This is a genomic window from Synechococcus sp. J7-Johnson (assembly GCF_024345795.1).
Taxonomy (GTDB): domain Bacteria; phylum Cyanobacteriota; class Cyanobacteriia; order PCC-6307; family Cyanobiaceae; genus Regnicoccus_A.
This window is the reverse complement of the sequence record NZ_JAGQBU010000035.1, coordinates 1-24,013: the sequence shown is the minus strand read 5'-3', so window position 1 is coordinate 24,013 and position 24,013 is coordinate 1. Positions and strand designations below refer to the sequence as shown.

The 24,013-nt window shown below is 66.7% G+C and carries 33 protein-coding genes and 1 tRNA gene; 22 read left to right on the top strand and 12 right to left on the bottom strand.

From position 1 onward, the window contains the following. The first annotated feature begins 356 nt into the window (after positions 1–356). The gene (locus KBY93_RS13880; protein ID WP_255095020.1) at positions 357–602 is read left to right on the top strand and encodes a hypothetical protein; all 246 of its coding nucleotides are present in this window, start codon (positions 357–359) and stop codon (positions 600–602) included. A gap of 21 nt (positions 603–623) precedes the next feature. On the opposite strand, the gene trmH is transcribed toward KBY93_RS13880, so the two are convergent. Together trmH and KBY93_RS13870 are read right to left on the bottom strand one after the other, a co-directional pair. Further along, positions 624–1,313 carry a tRNA (guanosine(18)-2'-O)-methyltransferase TrmH gene (trmH, locus tag KBY93_RS13875; RefSeq protein ID WP_255095019.1) on the bottom strand — a complete coding sequence of 230 codons (690 nt, stop codon included), beginning with the start codon at positions 1,311–1,313 and terminating at the stop codon, positions 624–626. Between the two features lie 43 nt (positions 1,314–1,356). After that, a complete protein-coding gene (locus tag KBY93_RS13870; RefSeq protein ID WP_255095018.1) occupies positions 1,357–2,511 on the bottom strand; it encodes a S1C family serine protease in 1,155 nt (384 codons plus the stop codon). Positions 2,512–2,642: 131 nt separating this feature from the next. Between KBY93_RS13870 and KBY93_RS13865 the strand changes: the two genes are divergently transcribed. Both KBY93_RS13865 and KBY93_RS13860 read left to right on the top strand, forming a co-directional pair. Continuing rightward, positions 2,643–2,981, top strand: a complete 339-nt coding sequence (locus KBY93_RS13865; RefSeq protein WP_255095017.1) for an MGMT family protein — start codon at positions 2,643–2,645, stop codon at positions 2,979–2,981. Next, a complete protein-coding gene (locus tag KBY93_RS13860) occupies positions 2,978–4,348 on the top strand; it encodes a 16S rRNA (cytosine(967)-C(5))-methyltransferase (RefSeq protein WP_255095016.1) in 1,371 nt (456 codons plus the stop codon). The genes KBY93_RS13865 and KBY93_RS13860 overlap by 4 nt, the downstream gene beginning before the upstream one ends. Before the next feature lie 19 nt (positions 4,349–4,367). Here the strand turns inward: KBY93_RS13860 and KBY93_RS13855 are convergent, their stop codons facing one another. Genes KBY93_RS13855 through KBY93_RS13845 form a run of 3 tightly spaced genes read right to left on the bottom strand, consistent with a single transcriptional unit; the run spans position 4,368 to position 7,720 of the window. Continuing rightward, on the bottom strand, positions 4,368–6,494 hold the full coding sequence (locus tag KBY93_RS13855; RefSeq protein WP_255095015.1) for a transglycosylase domain-containing protein: 2,127 nt from the start codon (positions 6,492–6,494) through the stop codon (positions 4,368–4,370). Positions 6,495–6,501: 7 nt separating this feature from the next. After that, complete coding sequence (chlG, locus tag KBY93_RS13850) at positions 6,502–7,485, bottom strand: chlorophyll synthase ChlG (protein ID WP_255095014.1); 984 nt, start codon at positions 7,483–7,485, stop codon at positions 6,502–6,504. Position 7,486: 1 nt separating this feature from the next. Continuing rightward, complete coding sequence (locus KBY93_RS13845; protein ID WP_255095013.1) at positions 7,487–7,720, bottom strand: DUF2862 domain-containing protein; 234 nt, start codon at positions 7,718–7,720, stop codon at positions 7,487–7,489. A gap of 45 nt (positions 7,721–7,765) precedes the next feature. On the opposite strand from KBY93_RS13845, the gene hisF reads away from it, so the two are divergent. The 12 genes from hisF (at position 7,766) to KBY93_RS13785 (ending at position 15,785) form a co-directional block, all read left to right on the top strand. After that, positions 7,766–8,629 (top strand): imidazole glycerol phosphate synthase subunit HisF, encoded by an 864-nt coding sequence (gene hisF / locus KBY93_RS13840; RefSeq protein ID WP_255095012.1) that lies wholly within the window; start codon positions 7,766–7,768, stop codon positions 8,627–8,629. A gap of 41 nt (positions 8,630–8,670) precedes the next feature. Next, a complete protein-coding gene (locus tag KBY93_RS13835) occupies positions 8,671–9,015 on the top strand; it encodes a hypothetical protein (protein ID WP_255095011.1) in 345 nt (114 codons plus the stop codon). A gap of 24 nt (positions 9,016–9,039) precedes the next feature. Then, positions 9,040–9,753, top strand: coding sequence for a bifunctional demethylmenaquinone methyltransferase/2-methoxy-6-polyprenyl-1,4-benzoquinol methylase UbiE (gene ubiE / locus KBY93_RS13830; protein WP_255095010.1), 714 nt, complete (start codon positions 9,040–9,042; stop codon positions 9,751–9,753). A gap of 27 nt (positions 9,754–9,780) precedes the next feature. Then, on the top strand, positions 9,781–10,245 hold the full coding sequence (gene lysM / locus KBY93_RS13825; protein WP_255095009.1) for a peptidoglycan-binding protein LysM: 465 nt from the start codon (positions 9,781–9,783) through the stop codon (positions 10,243–10,245). 58 nt (positions 10,246–10,303) lie between these two features. Then, positions 10,304–11,212, top strand: a complete 909-nt coding sequence (gene glyQ, locus KBY93_RS13820; RefSeq protein WP_255095021.1) for a glycine--tRNA ligase subunit alpha — start codon at positions 10,304–10,306, stop codon at positions 11,210–11,212. Positions 11,213–11,236: 24 nt separating this feature from the next. After that, positions 11,237–11,416 carry a hypothetical protein gene (locus KBY93_RS13815; RefSeq protein ID WP_255095008.1) on the top strand — a complete coding sequence of 60 codons (180 nt, stop codon included), beginning with the start codon at positions 11,237–11,239 and terminating at the stop codon, positions 11,414–11,416. Positions 11,417–11,472: 56 nt separating this feature from the next. Next, the gene (locus KBY93_RS13810; RefSeq protein WP_255095007.1) at positions 11,473–13,542 is read left to right on the top strand and encodes a ComEC/Rec2 family competence protein; all 2,070 of its coding nucleotides are present in this window, start codon (positions 11,473–11,475) and stop codon (positions 13,540–13,542) included. A gap of 90 nt (positions 13,543–13,632) precedes the next feature. Further along, positions 13,633–13,717, top strand: a tRNA-Ser gene (locus KBY93_RS13805). A 330-nt stretch (positions 13,718–14,047) separates the two neighbouring features. Beyond that, on the top strand, positions 14,048–14,392 hold the full coding sequence (locus KBY93_RS13800; RefSeq protein ID WP_255095006.1) for a hypothetical protein: 345 nt from the start codon (positions 14,048–14,050) through the stop codon (positions 14,390–14,392). After that, the gene (locus KBY93_RS13795) at positions 14,389–14,844 is read left to right on the top strand and encodes a type II toxin-antitoxin system YhaV family toxin (RefSeq protein WP_255095005.1); all 456 of its coding nucleotides are present in this window, start codon (positions 14,389–14,391) and stop codon (positions 14,842–14,844) included. The genes KBY93_RS13800 and KBY93_RS13795 overlap by 4 nt, the downstream gene beginning before the upstream one ends. Positions 14,845–15,124: 280 nt before the next feature. Then, positions 15,125–15,370, top strand: coding sequence for an AbrB/MazE/SpoVT family DNA-binding domain-containing protein (locus KBY93_RS13790; protein WP_255095004.1), 246 nt, complete (start codon positions 15,125–15,127; stop codon positions 15,368–15,370). After that, a complete protein-coding gene (locus KBY93_RS13785) occupies positions 15,357–15,785 on the top strand; it encodes a PIN domain-containing protein (protein ID WP_255095003.1) in 429 nt (142 codons plus the stop codon). The genes KBY93_RS13790 and KBY93_RS13785 overlap by 14 nt, the downstream gene beginning before the upstream one ends. Positions 15,786–15,918: 133 nt before the next feature. Here KBY93_RS13785 and KBY93_RS13780 read toward each other — a convergent pair whose 3' ends face one another. Next, positions 15,919–16,194, bottom strand: coding sequence for a type II toxin-antitoxin system PemK/MazF family toxin (locus tag KBY93_RS13780; protein WP_255095002.1), 276 nt, complete (start codon positions 16,192–16,194; stop codon positions 15,919–15,921). Positions 16,195–16,214: 20 nt separating this feature from the next. Next, positions 16,215–16,433: a hypothetical protein gene (locus KBY93_RS13775; protein ID WP_255095001.1), complete on the bottom strand. Its 219-nt coding sequence runs from the start codon at positions 16,431–16,433 to the stop codon at positions 16,215–16,217. A 99-nt stretch (positions 16,434–16,532) separates the two neighbouring features. Here KBY93_RS13775 and KBY93_RS13770 point away from each other — a divergent pair, with 99 nt between their 5' ends. The 4 genes from KBY93_RS13770 to KBY93_RS13755 all read left to right on the top strand — a co-directional run bounded on the left by KBY93_RS13770 (position 16,533) and on the right by KBY93_RS13755 (position 19,329). After that, positions 16,533–16,973: a major capsid protein gene (locus tag KBY93_RS13770; protein ID WP_255095000.1), complete on the top strand. Its 441-nt coding sequence runs from the start codon at positions 16,533–16,535 to the stop codon at positions 16,971–16,973. 64 nt (positions 16,974–17,037) lie between these two features. Further along, positions 17,038–17,226 carry a hypothetical protein gene (locus KBY93_RS13765; RefSeq protein WP_094554152.1) on the top strand — a complete coding sequence of 63 codons (189 nt, stop codon included), beginning with the start codon at positions 17,038–17,040 and terminating at the stop codon, positions 17,224–17,226. Between the two features lie 592 nt (positions 17,227–17,818). Continuing rightward, complete coding sequence (locus tag KBY93_RS13760) at positions 17,819–19,135, top strand: cytochrome P450 (RefSeq protein ID WP_255094999.1); 1,317 nt, start codon at positions 17,819–17,821, stop codon at positions 19,133–19,135. 41 nt (positions 19,136–19,176) lie between these two features. After that, positions 19,177–19,329, top strand: a complete 153-nt coding sequence (locus KBY93_RS13755) for a hypothetical protein (protein ID WP_255094998.1) — start codon at positions 19,177–19,179, stop codon at positions 19,327–19,329. A gap of 111 nt (positions 19,330–19,440) precedes the next feature. Here KBY93_RS13755 and KBY93_RS13750 read toward each other — a convergent pair whose 3' ends face one another. From KBY93_RS13750 to KBY93_RS13740, 3 genes are all read right to left on the bottom strand, one after another. Next, positions 19,441–20,244, bottom strand: coding sequence for an ABC transporter permease (locus KBY93_RS13750; RefSeq protein ID WP_255094997.1), 804 nt, complete (start codon positions 20,242–20,244; stop codon positions 19,441–19,443). Then, entirely contained in the window at positions 20,241–20,891 is a 651-nt protein-coding gene (locus tag KBY93_RS13745) for an ATP-binding cassette domain-containing protein (protein WP_255094996.1), read from the bottom strand. Before KBY93_RS13745 ends, KBY93_RS13750 begins: the two co-directional genes overlap by 4 nt. 74 nt (positions 20,892–20,965) lie before the next feature. Beyond that, positions 20,966–21,292, bottom strand: coding sequence for a 4a-hydroxytetrahydrobiopterin dehydratase (locus KBY93_RS13740; protein ID WP_255094995.1), 327 nt, complete (start codon positions 21,290–21,292; stop codon positions 20,966–20,968). A 453-nt stretch (positions 21,293–21,745) separates the two neighbouring features. On the opposite strand from KBY93_RS13740, the gene KBY93_RS13735 reads away from it, so the two are divergent. Both KBY93_RS13735 and KBY93_RS13730 read left to right on the top strand, forming a co-directional pair. After that, positions 21,746–22,267, top strand: coding sequence for a DUF305 domain-containing protein (locus KBY93_RS13735; protein WP_255094994.1), 522 nt, complete (start codon positions 21,746–21,748; stop codon positions 22,265–22,267). A gap of 56 nt (positions 22,268–22,323) precedes the next feature. After that, entirely contained in the window at positions 22,324–22,569 is a 246-nt protein-coding gene (locus tag KBY93_RS13730) for a hypothetical protein (RefSeq protein WP_255094993.1), read from the top strand. On the opposite strand, the gene KBY93_RS13725 is transcribed toward KBY93_RS13730, so the two are convergent. Then, a complete protein-coding gene (locus tag KBY93_RS13725) occupies positions 22,566–22,832 on the bottom strand; it encodes a hypothetical protein (protein WP_255094992.1) in 267 nt (88 codons plus the stop codon). The two genes, KBY93_RS13730 and KBY93_RS13725, sit on opposite strands and share 4 nt — an antisense overlap. On the opposite strand from KBY93_RS13725, the gene KBY93_RS13720 reads away from it, so the two are divergent. Beyond that, positions 22,831–23,073 (top strand): hypothetical protein, encoded by a 243-nt coding sequence (locus tag KBY93_RS13720; protein WP_255094991.1) that lies wholly within the window; start codon positions 22,831–22,833, stop codon positions 23,071–23,073. The two genes, KBY93_RS13725 and KBY93_RS13720, sit on opposite strands and share 2 nt — an antisense overlap. 346 nt (positions 23,074–23,419) lie before the next feature. Here KBY93_RS13720 and KBY93_RS13715 read toward each other — a convergent pair whose 3' ends face one another. Next, complete coding sequence (locus tag KBY93_RS13715; RefSeq protein ID WP_255094990.1) at positions 23,420–23,707, bottom strand: hypothetical protein; 288 nt, start codon at positions 23,705–23,707, stop codon at positions 23,420–23,422. Positions 23,708–24,013: the final 306 nt, after the last annotated feature.

Sequence of the window (24,013 nt, the reverse complement as noted above, 5' to 3'; positions counted from 1 at the left end):
CTGGCGTCAACCCGAAGAAGTGTGGATCAACAAGCCACCAGAAGAGCCAGAACCGACCCTGGCGCTACCATCAATCCAGGCCGCCTGAATGGCAGCCAAGGAGTGACACCTTTCCTGAAAGTTACCGTTGCCGCATTCATGGCCAGTCTACCGGCTATCCATCGCTGAGACCAGCTGCGGCACAATCGATCTGGCTTTTTCAGGAGTCCCTAATGCATTGCTCACTCTTTCCCATGCAAAGAGGATCTCTGGTCGCCTCCTGGCCTTGAGAGGTCCCTTAGCTCAGCGCACTCTTAACCCTGGACTAACGTCAGAATAAGAGAAATCAATGGGGATCACTAATGCCCATCTGGGTCATGGCACTACTGCTGGCAGCTTCAGCGCTGCTCTGGTTGCTGGGCACGGCCAACAGCGACGACGTGATCGGCCTGCTCGAGCGCATGCTCTCCCTTGGCGCCCTGGGCGTGGTGGTGTTGGTGGCCCGGCCCCTGGCGCTGGAACTTCTCGGGGTGGGCCTGGCCCTCTGGTTGCCGAGGGCCCACAGCGGCCAGGCGTCGCCGCCGCTGCCGAACCACAACGACGTGCTGATCCCGTTCCTCTGAATCCTGGGCGGGCTCAATAGCTCAGTAGCGCAGTTTCAGGGTTCGCGGCAGCTCCTCGCTGATTTCCCCCTCCGCCGTGAGTGCTGGGTAGGGGCGCCCCTGGCGACGGCACCACTCCGCCACCTGGGGGTAGGACCACTCGAACAGCAGCTTGTCGCGCGCTCCTTCCGGCAAGCCTTCGCCGGCCTGCGGCACCAGGCCCGCCGCCTGCCGCTGCCGCAGCGCCTCGAACAGCAGCACCGCCGCCGCCACCGACACATTCAGCGACTGGACCATGCCGCCGGTGGGGATGAACAGGGCCTGATCCACCATTGCCGCCGCCGCTTCACTCAGGCCCCATTTCTCCGCCCCCAGCACGAAGGCCGTGGGGCCGCGGAAGTCGCACTGGCGGTAATCCACGGCGCTGGTGCCCAGCTGGGTGCCATAGAGCCGGAAGCCCTGCTGCTTCAGCTGGCCCAGCACCTCCTCCACCGTGTCGTGGGGACGCAGCGGCACCCATTTCTGGCTGCCCTGGGCCGTGCTGTTGAACGTGCGCGGACGGCCCTTCAGGCTCACCACATGGGCTTCGAGCACACCCACCGCATCGCAGCTGCGCAGGATCGCCGAGAGGTTGTGGGGCTTGTCCACCGCCTCCAGCACCACGCTGAGATCTGCCATGCGCCGATCGAGCACGGCGCGGATCCGCTCGAAGCGGCGGGGCAGCAGGGGCATGGGCGCGGCGCGGCAGGGGCGACCGTAGGCCGCCTGCCGCGCCTCAGTTCAGCACCGGATCCAGACCGGGGATGAAGGCGAGGCTGTTGCCGCTGCTGAGCACCGCCACCCCACCCTGCAACCGCCGGAAGCTGCCCTCATCCTCCTGGGTCTGGCCGCTGCCGTCCTCGGCTCGGATCGCCACGCGCCCATCGGCGAAGAAGGCATAGGCATTGCGGGAGCCGTCGGCCCAGGCCAGGTCGTAGAGGGTGCCGCCGCTGCGGCCACGCACGCGGCTGATGCGGCAGGGGATCTGTTCATCGCTGCCACCGGCGGCGCGGAACAGGCAGAGCGCATCCTGCCTGGGGTTCAGATCAGGGCGCGACGGCCGCTGCGGCTGCTGCGGCCGCCGGGCCTGGCGTTGGTCGGGAGGCTCCGCCGCAGGCTGGCCAGCGGCCGGCAGCTGCGCCAGGAACTCGCGCACCACTTTCGATGACACCGCGAAATTCAACCCCTCGCTGTCGCCGAACTTGAAGGTGGCGATGCCCGCCACGCACTGGCCCGCATCCAGCACCGGGCCGCCGGAATTGCCCGGGTTCACCGCCGCGTCGATCTGCAGGATCTGCTCGTTGCCGCGCAGGCTGCTCACCACACCGCGGCTGAGGCTGAACTCCAGGCCCTTCGGGGCGCCGATCACGAACACCTCCTGACCCACGGCAGAGGCCTGATCGCGCAGGCGCAGCACCTTGCCCCGCGTGCCCTCTACCGCCAGCAGGGCCAGGTCGCTGGTGGGCTCCTCGCCTGAACCGCGTGCCACCACCCGGGCCCGGTCGCTGCTGCCATCCGCCCACTTCAGCCGCACCACCTCGCTGCCATCCACCACGTGGGCATTGGTGGCCAGGTAGGTGAGGCCGTTCTGCTGGGCCACCACGAAGGCGCTGCCCATGCCGCTGCCCGTAGACACCACCGCCACCCCTTCCCGGGCCGAGCGGAACACCTCCTCGGCGCTCTGTCGGCCCGTGGCGCAGGCGCGGGCTTGATCAGCATCCGCAGCATCCGCTCCGGTGGCAGGAGCCGGCAGGGTGGCGGCCGCGGCCCGTGCCGACGGTGCCTCGGTGGTGGCGCGCAGCAGACCGCAGCCGCTGAGCGTGAGCGCCAGGCCGGCGGCCCCTGCCGTCAGTCCCCAGGCGGCCCTCTTGATCCTGCTGGTGCTCTGCATAGTGGTGGCCCTTGGGGGGCTCAAAGGAGTTGTGAACTCCGTTCTATGGCCGCGATTTGTCCGCTTGGATCGGCTTTCCGCCAGCGCTGATGACAGGATCTTCCTGCCGCTGCTTCCGGTCAGCCCTTGTCATGGTTGATGGCACTCCCGGCTTCGATCAGCGGGTGTGGGCGGCGGTTGGTCTGGTTCCCGCCGGCAAGCTGGCCACCTACGGGCAGATCGCCGAGCTGATCGGTGCCTACGGCTGCGCCCGTCAGGTGGGCTGGGCCCTGCGCCGCCTGCCGTTGCCCTCGGAGGTGCCCTGGCATCGGATCGTCAATGCCCGCGGCTGCATCAGCCTCAGCCTGGCGCGTGAAGGCAGCGACTGGATGCAGCGTCAGCTGCTGCTCGCTGAGGGAATCCCCGTGGATGAGCAGGGCCGGCTGCCCCTGCGGCGCTATCTGTGGAGGCCGCCGCCCCCTGCCGTTTGAGCGCCTCCCCCGCCACCCCAGCCCCGCCGGCAGCAGACCAGGGCGCCATCGGGCTCGAGGCCCGGCGCGTCGCCTGGCGGGTGCTGCAGGCCGTGGCGGCCGGCGCCTACACCGACCTGGCCCTGGAGCGGGAGCTGCGCCGCTCCCCCCTGGCGCCGGCCGACCGCGGCCTGGCCACCGAGCTGGCCTGCGGTGCCATCCGCCAGCGGGGCCTGCTCGACGGCTGGATCGATGCCCTCGGCAAGGTGCGGGCTGAGCGCCAGCCGCCGCCGCTGCGCTGGTTGCTGCACCTCGGCCTCTATCAGCTCCTGTTCACCGCCCGGGTGCCGGCCTCGGCGGCGGTGAGCACCACGGTGGAGCTGGCCAAGCGCGACGGCCTCGCCCGCCTGGCGCCGGTGGTCAATGGCCTGCTGCGGGCCTGTCTGCGCCGCCGGCAGGCACTCCCCCCTGGCGCCGCCCCCTGGGAGCCCCTGCCCCTTCCTGCCGATCCCGCCGCCAGCCTGGCCCTGCGCGGTTCCCTGCCCCCCTGGCTGGCTGCCGGACTGCTGCAGTGGCTGCCCAGTGAGGGCGCCGAGGCCTTCGCCCTGGCCGCCAACCAGCCGCCCTCCCTCGATCTGCGTGTGAACCGTCTGCGCGCCACCCGCGAGGGGGTGATCGAGGCCCTCGCCGCTGCTGGCGTGAGCGCCGAACCCCTGCCGGATCTGCCCTGGGGCCTCAGCCTCGGTGGCCGCAGCGGTGATCTGCGTGCCCTGCCCGGGTACGCCGAAGGCCACTGGAGCGTGCAGGACCGCACCGCCCAGGTGATCGCCCCCCTGCTCGACCCCCAGCCCGGGGAGCGCCTGCTTGATGCCTGCGCCGCCCCCGGCGGCAAGAGCACCCACCTGGCCGAGTTGATCGGCGATACCGGCTCCGTGCTGGCGGTGGATCGCTCCGAGGGCCGACTGCGCCGCCTGCGCGACAACGCCCGCCGCCTGGGGCTGAGCGCGATCGAGCCGCTCACCGCAGATGCCGTACTCCCCGGCGCCATCCCCGGACCGCCCTTCGATGGCATCCTGCTCGATGCCCCCTGCTCGGGGCTGGGCACCCTGGCGCGCCACCCTGATGCTCGCTGGCGCATGACTCCCGGCAGCATCAGCGAGCTGGTGGCCCTGCAGCGCAACCTGCTGGAGGCGATGCTGCCGCTGCTGGTCCCCGGCGGCCGGCTGGTGTATGCCACCTGCACCGTGCACCCCAGCGAAAATGGGGACCTGATCGTCGCTTTCCTGGAGCACCACCCTGGCTGGCGGCTGCTGTCGCAGCAGCAGCACTGGCCTGGTCCCCAGGGTGGAGATGGCTTCTTTGCCGCTGTGCTGCAGGCGCCCGGCTGAACCACGAGGGAGAGCCGGTTCAGGGAACGGGAGGTGGTGCCACCGGTGGAGGCGGTGCCACAGGCGGTGGTGCCACCGGGAAGGAGGGCGCCACCGGGGCTGGTGCGGGCTCCGGAGTGGGCAGGGGTTCGGGGCTTGGTTGACGCTCCTGCGGTGGCCGGCTCGGCGGCGGCAGCGTCGGCAGATCGGGCAGGGGAGGCAGGTCGCTGCCGCGCTCGCTCGGTGGCGGCGTCTGCGATGGCTCCGGCCGCCGGCGGTCTTCGCCGGGGGTGGGCAGGTCGCTGGGACGGCCCTGCTGGAAGGTGGATCTGGCCGCCCTGGTGGGCTTGAACGTGCCGGTGAGCACGGGCTTGGGCGCGAACTGCTTCACGGGCAGGTCCTTCACCACCACCGCCATGTAGCGGCCCCAGGCCGCGGCGGCCGAACCGCTGTCGCTGCCGGTCTTGCGGTTGTTGTCGTAGCCCAGCCAGATGCCGGTGGTGAGCTGGGGAATGCCGCCGATGAACCAGAGGTCGCGCGCACCCTCGGAGGTGCCGGTCTTGCCCGCCACGGGACGGCCGGCCAGGGAGGCCGCGCCGCCGGTGCCGCCGCTCACCACCCTCTCCAGCATCCACACCATGGCATCGGCGATGTCGCTGTTCACCGCCCGCCGTCCCTTGTCGCCATCCACGCGCCGGCTCCAGAGCAGCTCACCATTCGGTCCGTTGATCTCCTCGAACGGAGTGGCCGGCACGAAGACCCCGCGGTTGATCACCGCCGCATAGGCCGTGGTCATGTCGAGCACGGTCTGCTCATAGGCGCCGAGGGCCATCGGGTAGAAACGCCCCAGCTCCCGCGTGATGCCCAGGCTCTGGGCCGTGGCGATCACCTTGTCGAAGCCCACCTGCTGCAACAGGCTCACGGCCACGGTGTTGAGCGAGTTCTGCAGCGCCGTCGCCAGCGACACCCGCCCCAGGTAGCGGTCGCTGAAGTTCTTGGGGCAGTACCCCGCGAAGCAGCGCTTGGCATCGACCACCGTGTCCTCCGGCTTCATGCCGGCCTTGAGGGCAGCCAGATAGACAAACAGCTTGAAGGTGGAGCCGGGTGAACGCAGGGCCTGGGTGGCCCGGTTGAACTGGCTCCTGTTGAAGTCCTTGCCACCCACCATCGCCCGCACCAGACCGGTGCCCGGCTCCACCGTCACCAGCGCCCCTTCCAGGCCGCCATAGGCGCTGGCGTCGATCACCTTCTGGCCTTCCTCCTGCCAGGCCTGATTGAGGCTGCTGCGGATCGTCAGCCCGCCCACTTCCAGCTGCTCGGCGCTCAGCACCTTGGGCAGCTCCTGTGCCACCCAGCCGGTGAAGAAGGGGGCGCGGCTGTTCCAGTACTTCGGCAGGGCTGGCTTCAGCTCCAGCGGTGTGGCCCTGGCGTCGGCCAGTTCCCCTGCATCGATGAAGCCGGCCTGGGCCATCCGCTCCAGCACGACGCTGCGGCGCTGCAGGGCCAGCTCCGGGTTCACCAGCGGCGAATACACCGAGGGGGCTGGCGGCAACCCCGCGATCATGGCCGCCTCCGGCAGGGTCAGCTGGTCGGGGGTCTTGGAGAAGTAGATCCAGGCGGCATCAGCCACGCCGTAGGCGCTGGAGCCCAGATACACGTAGTTGAGGTATTGCTCGAGGATCTGCTGCTTGCTCAGCTGCCGCTCCAGCTTTCCGGCCAGGGCCGCTTCCTTCAGCTTGCGGATCAGCGTGCGGTCCTGGCTGAGGAACACCGTGCGCGCCAGCTGCTGGGTGATCGTGCTCGCCCCCTCCTCCACCGAGCCCTGGCGCAGGTTGCGCAGCATCGCCCGGGCGATGCCGGTGGGGTCGATGCCGTTGTGCTGATAGAAGCGGCGGTCTTCGGCGGCGATGAAGGCCTCCTTGACCAGCTCCGGCATCTGGCCGCTGGCCACCTTCTCGCGCGTGGCCGGGCCCAGTTTCTGCAGCACCTCCCCGTCGGCCGAGAGGATCGTCACCGTGCCTGGACGGTTGAAGGTGCTGATCCGGCGAGCGTCGGGCAACAGGCTGTCCATCCCCTTCACCAGGGCGTTCACCCCCAGCGCCGTGACGCCTCCAGCGGTGACAGCGAAGGCAGCGACCAGCAGCAAGCGCCGCCTGCGTTTGCTCACAGGTCCCTCACATCACCACGGTAAGGCTGCTGTGACCGATCGCCAGCGCCGTGACCAGCATCCCCAGCACCAGAAATGGCTGGGCGCTCGCCTGATACTTCACATCGAAGGCCACTGGATCGCGCAGCAGCCAGATGTCCTGGAAGGTGATCTGGGGAATGATCAGCAGCACCAGCAGCACGGCCGCGAAGTTCTGACCGATGGCGATCAACACAGCCACCATCGCCAGTTGAAACAGATCGATCATGCCGGCGCTGATCCAGCTGGCTCGCTTGATCCCGAACACCACCGGCAGGCTCTGCAGCCCCAGGGCCCGGTCGCCCTCCACGCTCTTGAAATCGTTCACCACGGCGATGCCGAGACCCGCCAGGCTGTAGGCCAGGGTGAGCAGGGCCGTGGTCCAGGTGAGCTGGCCGAACAGGGCCTGACCGGCCCACCAGGGCAGGGCGATGTAGCTGGCGCCGAGGGCATAGTTGCCCAGCCAGCCGTTCTGCTTCAGCTTCAGCGGCGGTGCTGAATAGATGAAGCTCACCAGCGAGCCGCCGAGCGCCAGCAGCAGCAGCACCGGGGTGGTGTGGCCCGCCCAGAGGTCTAGCCCCCAGGCGACCGCCAGGCCGGCGATCAGCAGCACCCAGATCTGCACCTTCACCTGCGGCAGGGAGATGGCGCCAGATGGGATAGGCCGGTAGGGCTCGTTGATCGCGTCGATCTCGCGGTCGTAGTAGTCGTTGATGGTCTGGGTGTAGCCGGCCAGCAGCGGCCCGCTCATCACCATGCAGGCCAGGGACGCGCCCACCTCCGGCAGGGTCCAGTGGAAGTTGCCCGAAGCCGCCGCCCCGCAGATCACTCCCCAGATCAGGGGGATCCAGGTGACCGGTTTCATCAGCTGCAGGCACAGCTTCCAGATGGAGCTGGTGCCGCTGGCACCTTTCATGCCAAGCAGCTGACGGGCGCCGCCGCCACTGTTGCTGGTCTCGGGGGCGTCGCTCAAATCAGACCGCGGCGATTTCGTCGTCGAAGAACCAGCCGGTGCTGCCGTTGGCGAGTTCCACCACCACCCCGATACCGCTGCCATCGGTCATCTTGAAATCGCGGACGGTGCCGGTGGCATCGCTCTGAAGCATTTCGACCAGCTCGGCAGGAATCTGGTCACGCACCCGCGTGATCCTGACCTTCGAACCGATCATTACGGCGCTCGAGGGGCCTGAGGTGGCAGCCTGGGACATGACCGGCGCGACTGGATCGGGTGGCGCAACCTTAACAGCGAGACCATGGTGGCCCGGCGCATCATTCCCTGTCTTGACGTGGCCGACGGCCGGGTGGTCAAAGGGGTCAACTTCATCGGTCTGCGCGATGCCGGTGATCCGGTGGAGCTCGCCTGCCGCTACGACGTCGCCGGTGCCGATGAGCTGGTCTTCCTCGATATCGCCGCCAGTCATCAGGGTCGCCGCACCCTCGTTGACCTCGTGCGCCGCACCGCCGAGGCCGTCACCATCCCCTTCACCGTGGGCGGCGGCATCAGCTCCGTGGAGGGCATCACCGAGCTGTTGCGGGCCGGTGCCGACAAAGTGAGCCTCAACTCCTCGGCGGTGGCGCGGCCGGAGCTGATCAGCGAAGGGGCCCGCCAGTTCGGTTGCCAGTGCATCGTGGTGGCGATCGATGCCCGGCGCCGCCCGGATGGCAGCGGCTGGGATGTCTACGTCAAGGGTGGGCGGCAGAACACCGGCCTCGATGCGGTGGCCTGGGCTAAGCGCGCCGTGGCCCTCGGCGCCGGTGAGATCCTGCTCACCTCCATGGATGGCGACGGCACCCAGGCTGGCTACGACCTGGTCCTCACTCGTGCCGTGGCCGAGGCGGTGGAGGTGCCGGTGATCGCTTCCGGTGGCGCCGGCAGCATCGATCACATCGCCGCCGCCCTTGATGAGGGCCAGGCTTCAGCGGCGCTGCTGGCCTCCCTCCTCCACGACGGCGTGCTCACCGTGCAGGCGATCAAAAGCGAGCTGCTGGCGCGGGGCCTGGAGCTGCGGCCACTGGAGGTCGAGTCGCTGGAGGCTTGGTCGCTGGAGGATGAGTGCCCTTCCCTGGCCGGCGGAGGCGATGCGATCACGGCAGATCGCAAACTGTCGTTACATTGATTCAAGGGCTTACACCTAGGCTCTCCTTCGCCTTTCTCCCCGTGCCGGCCCTGCAGCCACCTCTTTCCACAGCCCTCGGCCTACTGATGGTGGTTGTGGTGGTGGCCTTGGTGGCCTGGGCCCTTCAGTTGATGCAGGCGGCAAGCGACCGCCGTGAGTTTTCGCTGATGCTCGCCGGCTGCATGGTCTGTTCGGCCGCTGTCGGTCTGGCCACTGTGATGGTGCTCACCCTCACCGGTCCAAATCGCCTCGCCGGCCGCGCTCTCTGGTTGCCCCAGCCCATCGAGGAACCAGGCGTCAGCCTCGATTCGGTCAACTTGCCCTGGGATGGATCCCTCGATTGCCTGGTGGATCCCAGCCGTTGCTCCGACCTGCGATCGTCTTGAGCGTCCCTAGCTCCATCTCCGCCGTTGAAGCCCGGTGATCCCCAGGCGGTGCGAGAGCTGTTCGAGGTCATCGCCCCTCGCTACGACCAGCTCAATGACTTGCTTTCCTTCGGGCTTCACCGCCTCTGGAAGCGCCAGGCGGTCCTCTGGTTGCTCCCGAGGCCAGGTCAGCGCCTGATAGATCTCTGCTGCGGCACCGGTGATCTGGCACTGGTGCTGGCGGGGAAGGTGCGGCCAGGCGGGCAGGTGATCGGCCTTGATGCCGCCAGTGCTCCCCTGCAGGTGGCCTCCGCACGCGCCGCCCGCCAGCCCTGGCTGCCGCTGCAGTGGCGCCAGGGCGATGCCCTGGCCACAGGCCTGCCGCCCCAGTCGTTCGATGGTGCGGTGATGGCCTACGGGCTGCGCAATCTGGCTGATCCAGCCGAGGGCTTCAGGGAGCTGCGCCGGCTGCTGCGCCCGGGCGGGCGGGCGGCTGTGCTGGATTTCAACCGCCCCGACCCCAGCTCTCCCACCGGGGCAATGGCGGCTGCCTTCCAGCGCCTCTACCTGCGCAGGCTGGTGGTGCCCACCGCGCGCCTGTTCGATCTGCCCGATCAGTACGCCTACCTCGAAGCCAGCCTGGAGCGCTTTCCCAGCGGCGGCGAGCAGGAGCAGCTGGCGCGATCGGCGGGCTTCAGCTGGGCCCGTCACCGTCTGCTGGCCGGCGGCCTGATGGGGCTGCTCGAGCTGGTGGCTTAACTGGGTCTGTGTGTTGCCTGCCTCTTCATGGGCGTTCCACTCTTCGATTTCGCCGCCAACATCGGCAAGAAGGTGTTCAACCGTGGCGAAGACTCCGCCAAGTCTGGCGAGAAGCTCAAGCAGCACATCGAGAAGAACAACCCTGGCCTCACCGACATCAAGGTGACCGTCGCCAGCGGCGCAGCCACGGTCTCCGGCAAGGCCAAGGACCAGGCGGCTTTCGAGAAGGCCGTGCTGATCGCCGGCAATGTGGAGGGGGTGAGCAAGGTGGAGGCTGCCGCCCTGAAGGTGCCCGCTCCAGCTGCCAGCGCCAAACCGGCGGAGCCTTCCACCTTCGTGCTGGTGGAGGAGGGTGACAGCCTCTGGGGCATCGCCGAGCGCGCCTACGGCAACGGGGCCCGTTACACCGAGATCTTCGCCGCCAATAAGGAGGTGATCGAGGACCCCGACCTCATCTTCCCGGGCCAGAAGCTGCGCATTCCCAAGGGGTGAGGGTGCGGCTGCGGTCCCACAATGGCCCGAACCCATGGCGCCATCGGCGAGCGGCAGCGTGCACTTCCAGGACATCATCGCTGCCCTCAACAGCTTCTGGGCCGACCAGGGCTGCCTGTTGCTGCAGCCCTACGACACGGAAAAGGGCGCCGGCACGATGAGCCCCCACACGGTGCTGCGGGCGATCGGCCCCGAGCCCTGGGCCGTGGCCTATCCCGAACCCTGCCGCCGCCCCACCGACGGCCGCTACGGCGACAACCCCAACCGCGCCCAGCACTACTTCCAGTACCAGGTGCTGATCAAGCCCTCCCCCGACGGCATCCAGGAGACCTACCTGGCCTCCCTCGAAGCCCTCGGCATCCGCCAGCGCGACCACGACATCCGCTTCGTGGAGGACAACTGGGAGTCGCCCACCCTCGGTGCCTGGGGTGTGGGCTGGGAGGTGTGGCTTGATGGCATGGAGGTCACCCAGTTCACCTATTTCCAGCAGTGCGGCGGCCTCGACTGCCGGCCGGTGTCGATCGAGATCACCTACGGGCTCGAACGCCTCGCCATGTACCTCCAGGATGTGGAGAGCATCTGGGAGCTGAGCTGGAACGGCCAGCGCAGCTACGGCGATCTGTGGCTGGCCTCGGAGAAGGGCCAGTGCACCTACAACTTCGAGGCCTCAAACCCTGAACGCCTGCAGCAGCTCTTTGCCCTCTATGAGGCGGAAGCCAGCGACCTGGTGGCGGCTGGTCTGCCCGCCCCGGCACTGGATTACGTGCTCAAGTGCAGCCACACCTTTAACCTGCTGGAGGCACGCGGTGTGATCTCGGTCACGGAGCGCACCGCCACCATCGGCCGCATCCGGCACCTGGCCCGGCAAGTGGCTGAAGCCTGGCTGCTGGAACGCGAAGCCCTGGGCTTTCCCCTGCTCAGCGACGAGCAGCGTCGCGCCCTGGCGGCTGAGCCGGCTCTGGCCTGAGGTCACTCCAGGGAGGCTCCGCCGATGAAACGCAACCTGCTGGCGCTGGTGCTGATCGCTGGCAGCTTCCAGACGGGCCGGCTCACGGAGCGGGCGATCTGGCCCTGCCGGCTGAGGCCGCTGGCGGCCCTGGTGGCTCCGCTGCTGGGTCAGGAGTTGCCCAGCCCCCAGCTCTGTGAGCTGATGCTCAGCCTGCCCGGCTGACGCTGGCGACCAGAGTTGCTTGAGCGGGGAACCCTTCGGGGACTGGCGCTGGTTCCATGCCCTTTCTGGTGGTGTCGCTCGCCCTGGCGGGGCTGGCGCTGGGCACCGTGCCCATGGCCGCCATGCCGCGGCTGGTCCTCCTGCTCATGCTCGGGGCGGCCGGCTGCTGGCGGGCACGGCAGCTGGGGGCCAGGCCGCTGCCGACGCTGGCCCTGCTGGTGATTGCCCCGTCGCTGCTGCTCTGGTCGCTCTGGCGCCAGCCCCAGCCAGGCCCCGGCGATCCGGTGCAGCTGCTGCAGGGGGAGAGCAGCCGTGAGCTGGTGCTGCGCGGACAGATCGTCAGCGATCCCCGCCCGCGGGGCGATGCGGGGGGCTGCTCGGTGCCCATGCGCACGGCCGGTGGCGGCACGGAGCTGCTGCTGGAGCCCTGCCCGCCCCTGCGCCAGGGCTGGCTGGTGGACGCCAGCGGCAGCCTGCGGCGGCCGGCCAGCGGCCCCCATCCGCTGCTGAGCGGTCCGGCGGAGCGCCTCGCCCGCCGCGGCATCTGGAGCCAGCTGCGCCTGGAGGCCACCACGGATCTGAAGGTGCTGGCGCGCCCGGCCACCCCCATCGCCGATCTGCGCCGCCGCATGGCCGCCGCCCTGATCCAGCAGGGCGGGGAGCGTCAGGGGGGCATTCTCGCGGCCCTCGTGCTCGGCAGCGCCGTGGTGCCATTGCCGGTGGATGTGGGCGCGAGCTTCCGCGCCGCCGGTCTTTCCCACGCCCTGGCCGCCTCCGGTTTCCACCTCTCGGTGCTGCTCGGCGCAGTGATGGCCCTGGGTCGCCGGCTGCCGCGGCTGCCCCGCTGCCTCCTGGCCCTGGCGGCGATGCTGCTGTTCCTGCTGCTGGCTGGCCCCCAGCCCTCGGTGGTGCGAGCGGTGCTGATGGGTGGGGTGGCCTTTGCGGTGCTGGAGAGCGGCGGCCGCAGCCGGCCCCTGGGGGTTCTGCTGCTGAGCGTTCTGCTGATGCTGCTGGTGCAGCCCTGGTGGCTTCAGGACGTGGGCTTCCAGCTCTCGGTGGCGGCGACCGCCGGGCTGATCCTCACCGCCCGTCCCCTGGAGACGGCCCTGACCAGGCGCCTGCCGGCCTGGGCGGCGGCGGGGCTGGCGGTGCCCGTGGCCGCCTCGCTCTGGACCCTGCCGCTGCAGTTGCACCATTTCGGCATCGTTCCTCTTTATGCGGTGCCCGCCAACCTGCTGGTGGCGCCCCTGCTCACCCCGCTCACCCTCGGCGCCATGGCGATGGCCCTCACGGCGGTGCTGCTGCCACCCCTGCTGCCGCTGCTGGCCTGGCCGCTGCTGCCGCTTTGCGGCCTGTTGCTGGCGATCACCCGCGGCTTCGCGGCCCTGCCGATGGCCCAGTGGCAGCTGGGCCGCCCCCTGCCCGCCCTGGTGCTGCTCTTCGGCCTCTCGCTGCTGCCCTGGCTGCTGCCGGCTGCCGGCGCCTGGCCGCGGCGGCTGGGGGCGGCGGGACTGGCTCTGGTGCTGGCGGTGCATCTGGCCCTGCTCGGTGGCGATGCCCTGCTGCTGGTGCACCGCTGGAGCGGCGATCTGTTGGTGGCCCGCCACCGGGGGCGCGGTGCCCTGGTGAGTGGCCGCGCCGATGACTTCAGCTGCGCCGATGCCCGCAAGCTCGCCAGCGGCCTCGGCCTGGAGCGCTACGACTGGATCACCCTGCTGGATCCAATCGCCCCGACCGATCCGGCCTGCTGGAGCGGCCAGACCTCGCTGCTGGTCTCCAGCCACGATGGCCAGAGCGGCCTGCAGCCGGGTCAGCGCCTGGAGAGCCCCGGGCTCAGCCTTGCTCCCCTCAGCGGCGACAGCCAGGCCCTCCATCTCGGCATCGGCCGCCACCGCTGGTGGCTGCTGCCCGACCCCCAGTCGCTGGAGGCCTGGAGCGATCGTGGCCTGCCCGATGCCGGATCGCTGGCGGGAGTGTGGCTTGGTTTTCGCCCCAGCCATCGCCAGCAGCAGCTGCTGAGCGCAGCTTGCCCCGGAAGGGTCTGGCTCAGCGGCACGGCCCCTGGCCTGCCCAGGGGTTGGAGCGCCAGCGGGAAGAGTGGATCGCTGGAGGGAGCAGCAGGCTGACGCATGCGCGCTGATGAATTCGTGCTGATGAATCCGTAGAGTGCCCCCTGGCTGAGCCATCTGTGCCTGTGGGCATGGAAGGTCGGTCCTGGAGAGGTGGCTGAGTGGTCGAAAGCGAACGACTCGAAATCGTTTGAAGGGAAACCTTCCGTGGGTTCGAATCCCACCCTCTCCGTTTTCGGTCAAAACGGGACTTCCCGGTAGCTCTCCTTGCGTCCCACGACTTCCCCTGATCCAAGCTGGGATAAGGGCTCTTGAGGTATTTGGCCTCCCGGCACGTCCCCGTGAAACCCAGGCAAGCAAAAAATTCAGGTGGTGTGAGTGGTGGTGTAGCGGTGGTGAAAAGCTGGCGTAGTGGTGCACGTCGGCTTGTGGCTCTAACTTGTCGATGCCGGGTCTCGGACGGCTCGGGACTGCTCCTCGAGATCGCCCCGGTTGAGCGGATCGCTCAGCCCTAGGCTTTGGACTAACGCAACGTAAGTCCGCCTGGGGCGGGCTGCCAGCCATGACCGCCACCCCTTACCGCGTCACGCCGGCCCAGATCGGTAACTCCTCGGGCCTGCGATTGCCTGTCGCCTTCTACCGCGATCATCCCCAGTTCGTTGGCGCCGCAGGCCATGTGGAGGTGCTCAGTGACAACACCCTGCTGCTGCGCCTTGAGCCCGTTCAGCCGTTGGAGGCCGATGCGGAAGAAGAAAGCCTGATGCTGGGGCTCTTCCTTGACTTCCTCAGTCGTCATGTTCTCACGGCCGAAGGCCGCCCGCTGCTCTACACCGAGGTGATGGCAGCCGACGACGACGAACTGCTCACCGGGGTCGTGGTCGATGCGGTGGATGCAGCTGCGGAATGAGCCCAGCGCTGGTGCGTCATGGCTGGCAGATTGCCTTCCAGCCGGGCCTGTTTGCACGCCAGTACGCCGAGCTCAAGGCTGAGGCCAGGCGCCTCAAGCAGCAGCCCGATCACCAGGCCTTTGTGCAGCATCCCCAGGTGAAGCTGCTGGCGGCGGTGATGGAGGGAATCAAGGAGCGAATCGCTGCTGATCCCCATGCCAGCCGCTTTGCCCTCAGTGGACCGCTGCGTCGCTACGGGCGTCTCAAGGGCCTGGGCCTGCCTGATCGCCACCGTCTTTTCTTCCGGCCTTTTGAGGCAGACGGCCGGCGCCTGCTGCTGATTCTCTGGCTGGGCTTCCCCCGCAAGGAGGGAGACCGCAACGACTGCTATTCCGTTTTCTCGCAGATGGTGAGTCGAGGCGATCTTCCCCAGGACTGGGAGAGCATTCAGCGCGAGCTCGACGCTGGCTGAGCTGACAAGGGAGGTCATGCACCAGCCCTCCACCGCCGGCGGACCTCAGCCCACTGCTTCTCTTCGAGAAGGCTTCGCCTACGCAGAAGCCTGCGGCTAGACGGCCTCGCTGTAAGGACGCATCGAACGATTCCATGAGGCCCCCTGGTGGTTGAAACGGACGAAATGGAGAGGCGTCAATTTTCCTGGCAGAGGGGGCGCCAGTGCCGTGCGGCAGCGGAGCCGCTACAGGCACTGGCTGCGCACAGACAAGTAAGGCGAGCCGCCTTACAGTTCTGGCATGACCACTGTGACGCTCACCTCCAAAGGCCAGCTCACCATTCCCCGGCAGCTGCGCGACGCCCTCGGACTGGCACCCGGCTCTCGGCTGCAGGCCAGCATTGACGCTCACGGCAGGTTGGTGCTAGTGCCTGCCAAATACGAGCCCGATGATCTGTTCCGTGATCGTCCAGCGGTATCGCGGACGATGAACTTGGATGACATGGATCGCGCCATTGCCGCTGCCGTCGGTCGTGAGGACCCTTGACACCAACGTGGTGGTGCGGCTGCTGATCGGAGACGATCCGCTGCAGACGCCGATCGCTGAGCGCGCCTTCCTCGATGCCATCGCCGCGGGCGGGGTGTATGTCCCCGACGTGGTGCTGGCCGAAGTGGCCTGGGTCCTGCGGGGCTATGAGCTGGCCCGCTCCACCCGTCATCAGCTGCTGGAGCGACTGGTACGGACCCGTGGGGTTGTGATGGAGGACATCGATGCGGTGATCGATGCGCTGGAGCACTTCCAGCAGGGCGGCGATCTGGCAGATCATCTGATCTTGGCCCGGGCCTCAAGGGCGGGAGCGCTGCCGGTGCTGAGTTTTGACCAGCGCTTCTCAGCCCGCCAGGGCGTGCAGTTGCTGGGATCTGCCGGACCCATCGAGTCCCCACAGGCAGACAATTCCTGAGCCTCCGGCTCAGCAGGCCGAGACGGTGCAGCCGGGTGTGCTCTGCGGCTTGAGGCAAATGCGAACGCCTTCTCAGCTGGTATCAGCCGCATCTTCTAGACGGGCTTGCCGCGCCGGCCGATGTGCTCGACTGCTACGGGAAAACTGCCTCCCTTGATGGTGTCGGGCCTGCCAGCATCGCCAGGGTTGTCATGCGGCTGAGCCACAGCCTCGAGCTCACCTTCAGGCCGGTGCCTTGGAAGCCTGGATCCTCGGCAGGGATGTCGAGCTCATCGCGGCCCGGTGGCCCGCTGACGTTGGAGCTGATGAAGGCCAGCAGCACATCCCCATGGCGCTCACTGGTGGTGATCACCAAGGCTGGCCGGGGCTTGGCCGCAGGGCCATCGGTGAATGGGAAGGCGACCAGCACGATGTCTTAGCGGCTCAGCATCAGACGGCGCCGATCGCTTCTCCGTCCGAGAAGCTGTAGAAGTCAGGCTCAGCCGCCAGGTCGTCAAAGGCGCCCCCGGCCATCGCTATCTCAACCAGGGCACCGTTACTCAGGTCGCTGCTGTCCTGCTCCAGCTGCCTGAGCAGCCAGCGGCGATCGTCAGCCGGAAGGCTCCGGATCACCGCAAGCAGGTTCTCGGTGAGCTGGGGATTGGTCATCGCCCCAGGCTAAGCAGCCTGAATCTCAAGGATCACCCCGCACACAAGGAACCTGGCAACAGCAGGTGATGTGTCTGGGGCCAGGCCCCGGGAGTGACCATGGGCCTCACCCTGCTGGAGGCAGCCAAGTACGAGAAGCGGGTTGAGCGCCTGGCCGTGCTCAAGACCTTCTCAGAAGGAGAGCTGCTGCGCCGTCTGCCGTTCCGCAACCTGATCGGCGGCTCCCTCTCTTTCCCCGCTGAGGTGAAACTCCCTCGCGTGGGTTTTCGGGCGGTGAACGAGGGCTACCGCCAGAGCTACGGCGTGATTCACAACGACAGCGAGTTCGTCCACCTGTTCGGCGGCGATCTGGATGTGGACCGCTCGATCGTGGACCTGCAAGGCCCTGAAGCCCGTGCCGCCCAGACCGAGATGAAGGTGCGCTCGATGCGGCTCACCTTGGAGGCGGCGATCATCAATGGCGATGACACCAACGGTGGCGGCACCCTCAACCTGCTGGCGGTGCAGGCCTCGATCGACTGGACCAGCTGGTGCAGCTGATCGCTCAGCTGTTGTCCACCTCTATCCTTCCGCCAACCTGATGCTCCAGCCGCAGCCCCTGACCATGCCCTCAGACCTGGAGAAGCTGGGCCGCTTTCTGCTGCGTGGCCTCCGCATCGGTGCCAGCACGATCTCGATCGTGGAGCTCTTGCGCAGCGACTGGACCGGAGGCATCAGCGCTGGGGTGGCCTGGCTGGTGTTTCTGCAGGTGGAGCGGCGGCTGCCGCCGGAACCGACGGACACCCAGAGTTGAGAGCCAGCCTGCAGGCCCTGGAAGTGTTGCCAGGCCCGCCGAGGGTCCAGTTCAGGAGCCATGAAGCCCTCTTCATGAAGACCAGTTGCCTCCGATGAAGACCGTTGTCGATCGCGCTGCAGCCCTTGCCGGCAGTGGCTGGCCGTCCGATTGTGACTACATCAACAACCGGGAGGCTCCAGAGCATGGAAGACACCCCACCTGAGCATCAGCCATGAGCGCGCTGACGATCCGGTCCCTGCTCCAACAATCTCGACGGATCACTGACTTCCCCGGCGTGTGACATCGTCGCCGTCCACTGCACCGTTAACGGCTCTGCCTCAGGTGCCCAGGACCAAACGGGAGGTCCCACTTGTCAACTGGCCCCAGGTGCCAGCGTCAGCAGCTCCGCCCCCACAACCAAACTGCTTCAGAGCCCGGTGGCCTCGTCACCGGGCTTTGTTGTGCAGGCCCCAGGCTGCCTGGGTCGATGGAGCGAATCGGCTCGGGTCCGGGCATCGACGGGCCGAGCCTTGCTGCCTCGGTTGGCTGCCAGCCTGGGCACCGTTCTGGCTCTGATTGCTTGCGCTTCGATTACGCCACCCTTCGGCCGATGCCGTGCACGCCAGCGATCAGCGGTGTGCTCGAGACCCTCGCCTTCCTGCGGGATCCTGATTTCGCTCGCTCACGCTTCGAGCGCTACGGCGATGTCTACGAAACCAGCCTGCTGGGGCAACGCACCGTGTTCATTCGCGGCGGGCAGGCGATCGGCGACCTGTTCGCTCAGGCTGATGCGGTTCAGGGCTGGTGGCCGGACAGTGTGCGGGAGCTGCTGGGGCCGCTGTCGCTGGCCAACCGCAACGGTGCCGATCACAAAGCCCGCCGTCGGGTGGTGGGCCAGCTGTTCGCATCCGCTGCCCTGAAGCGGTACAGCCCGGCGATCGTGGCGCTGGTTGAGGCGCTCAACCAGGAGCTGCTTGGCGCGCAAGCGCCCGTCGCTGTGGTGCCAAAGCTGCGGCGCTTTGCCTTCAGCGTGATCGCCAGCACGGTGCTGGGGCTCGATGGCGTCGATCGCGATGCCCTGTTCGAAGACTTCGAAATCTGGTGCCAGGGCCTGTTCTCCCTGCCGTTCGCCCTGCCCGGCAGTCCATTCGCAAGAGCCCGTCAGGCCCGCATGCGCCTGTTGCTGCGTCTGGGCTCTGTGCTCCAGAAGGCCCAGGCCGCCGCTGCCTCCGGAGCGCCCCTCGCCGCCGGCGGCCTCGATCTGCTGGCCGGAGGACTGGATGAAGCCGGTCTCCCCCTGGCCGACGACGACGTGGCCGAGCAGCTTCTGCTGCTGCTGTTCGCCGGCTACGAAACCACTGCCTCCTCGTTGAGTTGCCTGCTGCTCACCCTTCTCCAGCACCCCGCGGAGCTCGCCTGGCTGCTGGAGGAACTCGACACCTTGCCCTGGCCACCGCCGGAGGGGGAAGCGGTGAGCGCCTACGACGCCCTGCGGGCGCCGCGGCTGGATGCGGTGGTGAAGGAGGTGATGCGGCTGACCCCGCCGGTGGGGGGCTTCTTTCGCCGCACCCGGGAGCCCATCGCCCTGGGCGGTGTGCTGGTGCCGGCCGATCGGGTGGTGCAGGTGAGCATCAGCGCCAGCCATCGCCACGGCGCCGACCCCGATGATCTGGCAGCCTTTCGGCCCCAGCGGCATCTGGACGGAGACGCAACGGTGTTCCTGCTGCCCTACGGAGGCGGTGAGCGGGTCTGTCTGGGCAAGGCGCTGGCGGAGCTGGAAATCCGGCTGCTGGCGGTGGGGCTGCTCAAACAGCTGAGCCTGGAGATGGAGCCGGATCAGGACCTGACGCTCATGGTCATTCCCAGCCCCTCCCCGAAGGATGGCCTGCTGGTGCGCTCACGCCGCAGAGCCACTCCCCAGAAGTGATCGGCCATGGGCTCAACGCTCTGAAACCCATCTGACTCCCCGTGGCCCAGCTGCTGCTTACGGTGCAGGAGCACTGGGATGATCGAATGCCTCGCTGGCTCCAACGCCTCTCCCAGCGCCCCTCACTGCTGTGGAACACCGGCATCGGGCTGATCATCGGCCTTTCGCTCCTGCGCTGGCTGCTGAAGCGCTGAGGTTTTCAGGGAATGAAAAGTTCTTCGTAGCCGCCGCTTGTCGTAGCTGACCCAGCCTGAATGGGTTCCAGAAGATCATCGGCGCCAGGTTCACCGCCCCGATCACCTCGTTCAACCGATCAAGCGATCGAGCCGCAACTGATGGTCGGCGCTGGTGAGCCGTCTGTAGGCCAGGCCAACGACGCCGAACACGCCCAGCGCCGTCGCCGAAGCGATCATGAACAAGATCACGATCTGGTAGCGAACAGCCGCATCCGGCGCCGCCCCCTGGAGGATCTGGCCGGTCATCATACCCGGCAGGCTCACCAGCCCCATCACCATCATCGAGTTGATCGTCGGGATCATCGCCACGCGGATCGCGTCACGCACCACCTCCTGGCAGGCCTCCCAGCGGGTCGCCCCCAGGGCCAGGGCTGTTTCCACCCGATCGCGACCGCTGCGCAAGCCCTCCATGAAGCGATCGAGCCCCAGGGAGATGCCGTTGAGCGTGTTGCCCAGCACCATCCCCAGCAGGGGGATCAGATATTGGGGGTCATACCAGGGCTGGGGCTGGATCAGCCCCGTCACCGCCAGGCCCGTGACCAGCGCCGAGGAGGCCATCACCGAGAGCAGGCTGTTGAGGTAGATGCCGGCGAAGCGGCGCCGGGTGCGCTGGACGGCCGAAATCCCCGCGATCATCGCCATGGCCGCACCCACCAGCACGATCAGGGGTGCATGGTCCTGGCGGAACAGCCACTCGAGCACGAAGCCCACCAGCAGCAGCTGCACCACCATGCGCACTGAAGCCACCAGCAGGCTGCGCGTCAGTCCCAGGTGCAGTGCCGCCGAAAGCCCCACGTTCACCAGGATCAGCAGGGCGGAAAGCGCCAGGCGGCCATCGCTGATCGTCAGGGCACCGGAACTCAAGGGGGTCATGGGCGGAGCTCCAGGGTGCGGGTGGCGAAGCGTTGGATCTGCTCGCTGTCATGGCTGGTGAACACGCAGGCGCGCTGGCCCGCGGCGAGCCACTCGATCAGCAGGGTCTCGAGCGCGGCGGTGGTGGCCCCATCGAGGGAGGCCGTGGGTTCATCCAGCAGCAGCACGCTCGGATCCAACTGCAAAGCCCGCAGCAGCGCCAACAACTGCAGCTCGCCGCCGGAGAGCCGCTCGGCGTCGTAGGCCAGGAACGAGGGGTCGCGCCCCAGGGCCTGCAACCAGCCCGTGATCCGCTCAGAACGCCAGCCCCCACGCCCCCGCAGCTCCTGGAACTTCCAGGGCGAGCGCAGGTTCGCCTCCACCGTCTCCCCATGGGCGATGGGCCGCTGGGTGAGATACAGCACCATCGAGCGCCAGCGGGGCAGACCCCAGGCGGCCGGCGGGCGTTCCTGCAGGCTGATCGTGCCGGCCTGCAGGGGATCGAGCATGGCCAGGGCTCGCAGCAACAAGGTCTTGCCCGCCCCCGAGGGTGCCACCAGCCCAAGGCGATCCCCGGCGGCAAGCTCCAGATCCAGCTGACTCCAGAGGAGTCGATCGCCCAACTGACGCTTGAGCCCCTCGGCGCGCAGGAGCAGGAGGCGGTCCAAGGCGGGCTAGAAGGCAGTACTCAGTTTGATCCCAGCCGCCCTGGTCAACGCCAGACGTGCAACACCGTGCCTCATCAGAGGCTGATGGCGTCGAACTTGGCGGCCAGGACAGCATCGGCTCGCGTCAGGCCATCGGCTTTGTGGGTGTAGATGTCGATCTCCACGTAGCCCCAACCCACCCGAAAGTCGCCGTGGTGGCCCTGTTCTTCACAGATGGCGCCGGCATGATTCAGCCAGGCCAATGCCGCACTGAAGTCGGGGAAGCTGATGCGCCTGTGGAGGTGATGGCCTTCAAGCACCTCCCAATCCGGCAGCTCAGCCTGCAAGGAGGCCAGTCCCTCCGCCTCAAGGGTGGGGCCACCATCTCGGCAAGGTACACAGATTTCGTCGCGTAGAGCCATTTGATTGACATCCAACAAGGCTGCTTTTATCGTGCTTCACGACTGGTGCAGCGGCACAGGGGATAACCACACCCACTTGATTGCAGCCCAGCTGTGGTGCCCGACGAGCCAGCGCCTTTGGCCTGCTGTGGGTAGAGATTATTCTCAGTAATTTTACGTCAATTTGTCTAATCGCAAACGGGTGGATATCCGGCCACTACATCTTGTAAAGCAACGCGACTTCTGGACGGGGGCGCGGCAACGCTTGAAGGATGAACGGTCGTCAATGGGGAGAAGATCATGCTCGACTTCAATCGCGGTTCCCTGCGCAGACTTGGATCCACAGCGCTGCGGCTGGCGGGCGCAGGGCTTGCCTTGACCGTGCTGTCCGGAGCGATGTCGGTGGCTCGGACTCAGACCTCTGAACCAGCTGTGCTGCAAGCGCAGGTCGTTGCACCTCACTGGAGCGCTCGGATGGGTCCGAGTGATCAGCGTTTCATCGAGATGATGGTTCCCCATCACGATGGAGCCATCGCGATGGCCGATCTGGCCCTGACCCGTGCCCGTCGACCAGAAATCAAGGAACTGGCCCGCAGCATCAAGGCCAGCCAGACCCGAGAAAATGAACAGATGCGGCGCTGGTATCGGCAGTGGTTCAACGCCGATCTCCCCAAGTGGGAACCAGGGATCGGCTGGGGCTGGCACCGCGGCGGGATGATGGGAGGCATGGGCATGCCAGGCATGCCAGGCAGGGCTGGTAGAGATAGAGGGCCTTGGATGGGCACCAACCTTGAGGCTCTCAGACAGGCATCCGACTTCGATCGAGTGTTCATTGAGCAGATGATTCCCCATCACCAGATGGGCGTGATGATGGCAACCATGGAGTTCAACAACAGCCAGCGCCCTGAAATGCGCAAGCTCGCTGAAGAGATGGTGCGTGTGCAAAGTGAAGAGATCAATACGATGCAGCGCTGGTACCGCAGCTGGTATTCCTGAAACTTCAGGCCTGCATCTCTGGTTGGCAATCAATCCCGATAAGTGGAATCAATATCATGACATCAACAAGCGGCTACGCATTTCGCTGCACTCTCACCTATGGAGATATCTATGGGCAGATTCTTGTCTGGTTGCTGGTCATCTTCCTGAGCCTTGCTTCAGGTCTGGCGCTGATGGGCGCCACCCACCCCGTGGCTGGCATTGCAGTGATCGGGCTGATTTTTGTGCTGTCGTTGCCGTTTCTGATGTTTGCCTTCGTGACCACCTTGTTCAGTCACATCGCTCTTGATGAGCAGTCTTAGTTGCTGGCTGATTCGCGCAGCAGCTCCTGCAGGCGTGCCTGAAATCTGTCCTCAGGCATGCCGCCTGCGATTTCGCCATGAATGCTGAAATCCCCCTCAGGACTTTCCACCAGCAGATAGCTGGGCAGCCCCAGATTTTGCTTGAGGGGATAGTGATGTAGCAATATCTTGCGATATTGTCCGTAGATCAGTGGATTCTTCATGTCGACGTCCACAAAAGCCAATCCCAGCTCATCGGCTACTTTGGCGTCAAAGGTGGCCATGCGCTGGCAGATTGAGCAGTCATGGGTGCTGTACTTCAGCAGGGTGAGCATGTGCTCCGCCATCATCATTCCCAGTTATCAGATCTACAGCCTAACTGTGGTGCACGGTCAGCAGCAGGTCATAACGCCGATCCACGCCTTGGATCTTCTGGGTGTACGCAGGCCCGTGGAACAGGCCATGGCACCTTTGGCGATCAACGAGCGGAGAGGGGTTGCGCTGATGACGGTTCTTGCACGCTGAGTGCTGCCCCGAGTGGCGGCAGCTTCGTCTGGACGTCCCTGGGAGCGGCTTGAGTCCCGCCAGGAGTTCGAGTGCTTCCGGGAGGATTTTGCTCGAGCAGTTAGCGCACGAACACGCGCAAAGGCCCAGAGCCCATGCTCTTCCTCGCTTCCGTAATCACCAATTCTTTGCTTTTTGAAGCAACGGATGACTGACAGAGACAAGAATCTTCACTCTTACGAGCTTCGGTATTGGCAGCATCGGCTGATGATTCACTCAACAAGTCCTGGGCTCTACCGGCAACAGCTCTCTGCTCCGGCCTGTGCACCTATTCACTGCCTCCAGCGCAGGAACGTATTGAGCTCCATCATGGCCGCTGGGTTTCTGGGCGCAAGGGCACAAAGATCCGATTGCCGTTCAGCTTGTTGGTGAACACGGCATTGCCCTGGACGAAGATCTGCCGCTCCCAGATCCCGCCGAGGGAGTCTCGCAAGCTGGAGAGGGGGAAGCCGGCTTTCACCAGGCGATAGGTCATGGCCTTGCCGTCCTGCCAGACGATGCGCACCGTGCCATCAGGGGAGTGGTTGTCGCGGCAGGGGATCGTCGTGTCGTTAAAAGAGCAGGCCTTCCATGGTTCGGCATGGCCAGGCTGCATGGTTCCGCTGAGGAGACAGACAATCACCAAAAGACTATGAGGGCGTAGACGGTCAAGACACATCGACGAGGCAGCGTGCGTTGAGTGGATCATGATCAGCTCCTGCTCGGAGTACAGCAGAACCAACCTGAACCTCACTGCCTGCTGCCGTCTTCGCCTGGAGGTCAGCCAGGTTCTGGCAGGGCTGATTCAAAGTGTGTCACAGGCGCACTGGCCTGAGCTGCCGGCATGGGGTTCGCTCGGTGGTATCGCCTCCTTCCTGTGCCCGAAACCGCCGCTGCCGCAACTGATCTGGATCTGATCAGT

Excerpts from the sequence above, each read along its gene's own strand:
- KBY93_RS13730 (WP_255094993.1), top strand. The coding sequence starts at position 22,324 with ATGACATCAACAAGCGGCTACGCATTTCGCTGCACTCTCACCTATGGA.
- KBY93_RS13720 (WP_255094991.1), top strand. The coding sequence starts at position 22,831 with ATGCGCTGGCAGATTGAGCAGTCATGGGTGCTGTACTTCAGCAGGGTG.
- KBY93_RS13810 (WP_255095007.1), top strand. The coding sequence starts at position 11,473 with ATGCCCTTTCTGGTGGTGTCGCTCGCCCTGGCGGGGCTGGCGCTGGGC.
- KBY93_RS13750 (WP_255094997.1), bottom strand. The coding sequence starts at position 20,244 with ATGACCCCCTTGAGTTCCGGTGCCCTGACGATCAGCGATGGCCGCCTG.
- KBY93_RS13765 (WP_094554152.1), top strand. The coding sequence starts at position 17,038 with ATGCCCTCAGACCTGGAGAAGCTGGGCCGCTTTCTGCTGCGTGGCCTC.
- KBY93_RS13865 (WP_255095017.1), top strand. The coding sequence starts at position 2,643 with ATGGTTGATGGCACTCCCGGCTTCGATCAGCGGGTGTGGGCGGCGGTT.
- KBY93_RS13800 (WP_255095006.1), top strand. The coding sequence starts at position 14,048 with ATGACCGCCACCCCTTACCGCGTCACGCCGGCCCAGATCGGTAACTCC.
- KBY93_RS13770 (WP_255095000.1), top strand. The coding sequence starts at position 16,533 with ATGGGCCTCACCCTGCTGGAGGCAGCCAAGTACGAGAAGCGGGTTGAG.
- KBY93_RS13795 (WP_255095005.1), top strand. The coding sequence starts at position 14,389 with ATGAGCCCAGCGCTGGTGCGTCATGGCTGGCAGATTGCCTTCCAGCCG.
- KBY93_RS13735 (WP_255094994.1), top strand. The coding sequence starts at position 21,746 with ATGGGTCCGAGTGATCAGCGTTTCATCGAGATGATGGTTCCCCATCAC.
- KBY93_RS13870 (WP_255095018.1), bottom strand. The coding sequence starts at position 2,511 with ATGCAGAGCACCAGCAGGATCAAGAGGGCCGCCTGGGGACTGACGGCA.
- KBY93_RS13815 (WP_255095008.1), top strand. The coding sequence starts at position 11,237 with ATGAAACGCAACCTGCTGGCGCTGGTGCTGATCGCTGGCAGCTTCCAG.
- KBY93_RS13740 (WP_255094995.1), bottom strand. The coding sequence starts at position 21,292 with ATGGCTCTACGCGACGAAATCTGTGTACCTTGCCGAGATGGTGGCCCC.
- hisF (WP_255095012.1), top strand. The coding sequence starts at position 7,766 with ATGGTGGCCCGGCGCATCATTCCCTGTCTTGACGTGGCCGACGGCCGG.
- lysM (WP_255095009.1), top strand. The coding sequence starts at position 9,781 with ATGGGCGTTCCACTCTTCGATTTCGCCGCCAACATCGGCAAGAAGGTG.
- KBY93_RS13725 (WP_255094992.1), bottom strand. The coding sequence starts at position 22,832 with ATGGCCACCTTTGACGCCAAAGTAGCCGATGAGCTGGGATTGGCTTTT.
- KBY93_RS13760 (WP_255094999.1), top strand. The coding sequence starts at position 17,819 with ATGCCGTGCACGCCAGCGATCAGCGGTGTGCTCGAGACCCTCGCCTTC.
- KBY93_RS13845 (WP_255095013.1), bottom strand. The coding sequence starts at position 7,720 with ATGTCCCAGGCTGCCACCTCAGGCCCCTCGAGCGCCGTAATGATCGGT.
- KBY93_RS13790 (WP_255095004.1), top strand. The coding sequence starts at position 15,125 with ATGACCACTGTGACGCTCACCTCCAAAGGCCAGCTCACCATTCCCCGG.
- KBY93_RS13715 (WP_255094990.1), bottom strand. The coding sequence starts at position 23,707 with ATGCAGCCTGGCCATGCCGAACCATGGAAGGCCTGCTCTTTTAACGAC.
- trmH (WP_255095019.1), bottom strand. The coding sequence starts at position 1,313 with ATGCCCCTGCTGCCCCGCCGCTTCGAGCGGATCCGCGCCGTGCTCGAT.
- KBY93_RS13880 (WP_255095020.1), top strand. The coding sequence starts at position 357 with ATGGCACTACTGCTGGCAGCTTCAGCGCTGCTCTGGTTGCTGGGCACG.
- KBY93_RS13775 (WP_255095001.1), bottom strand. The coding sequence starts at position 16,433 with ATGACCAATCCCCAGCTCACCGAGAACCTGCTTGCGGTGATCCGGAGC.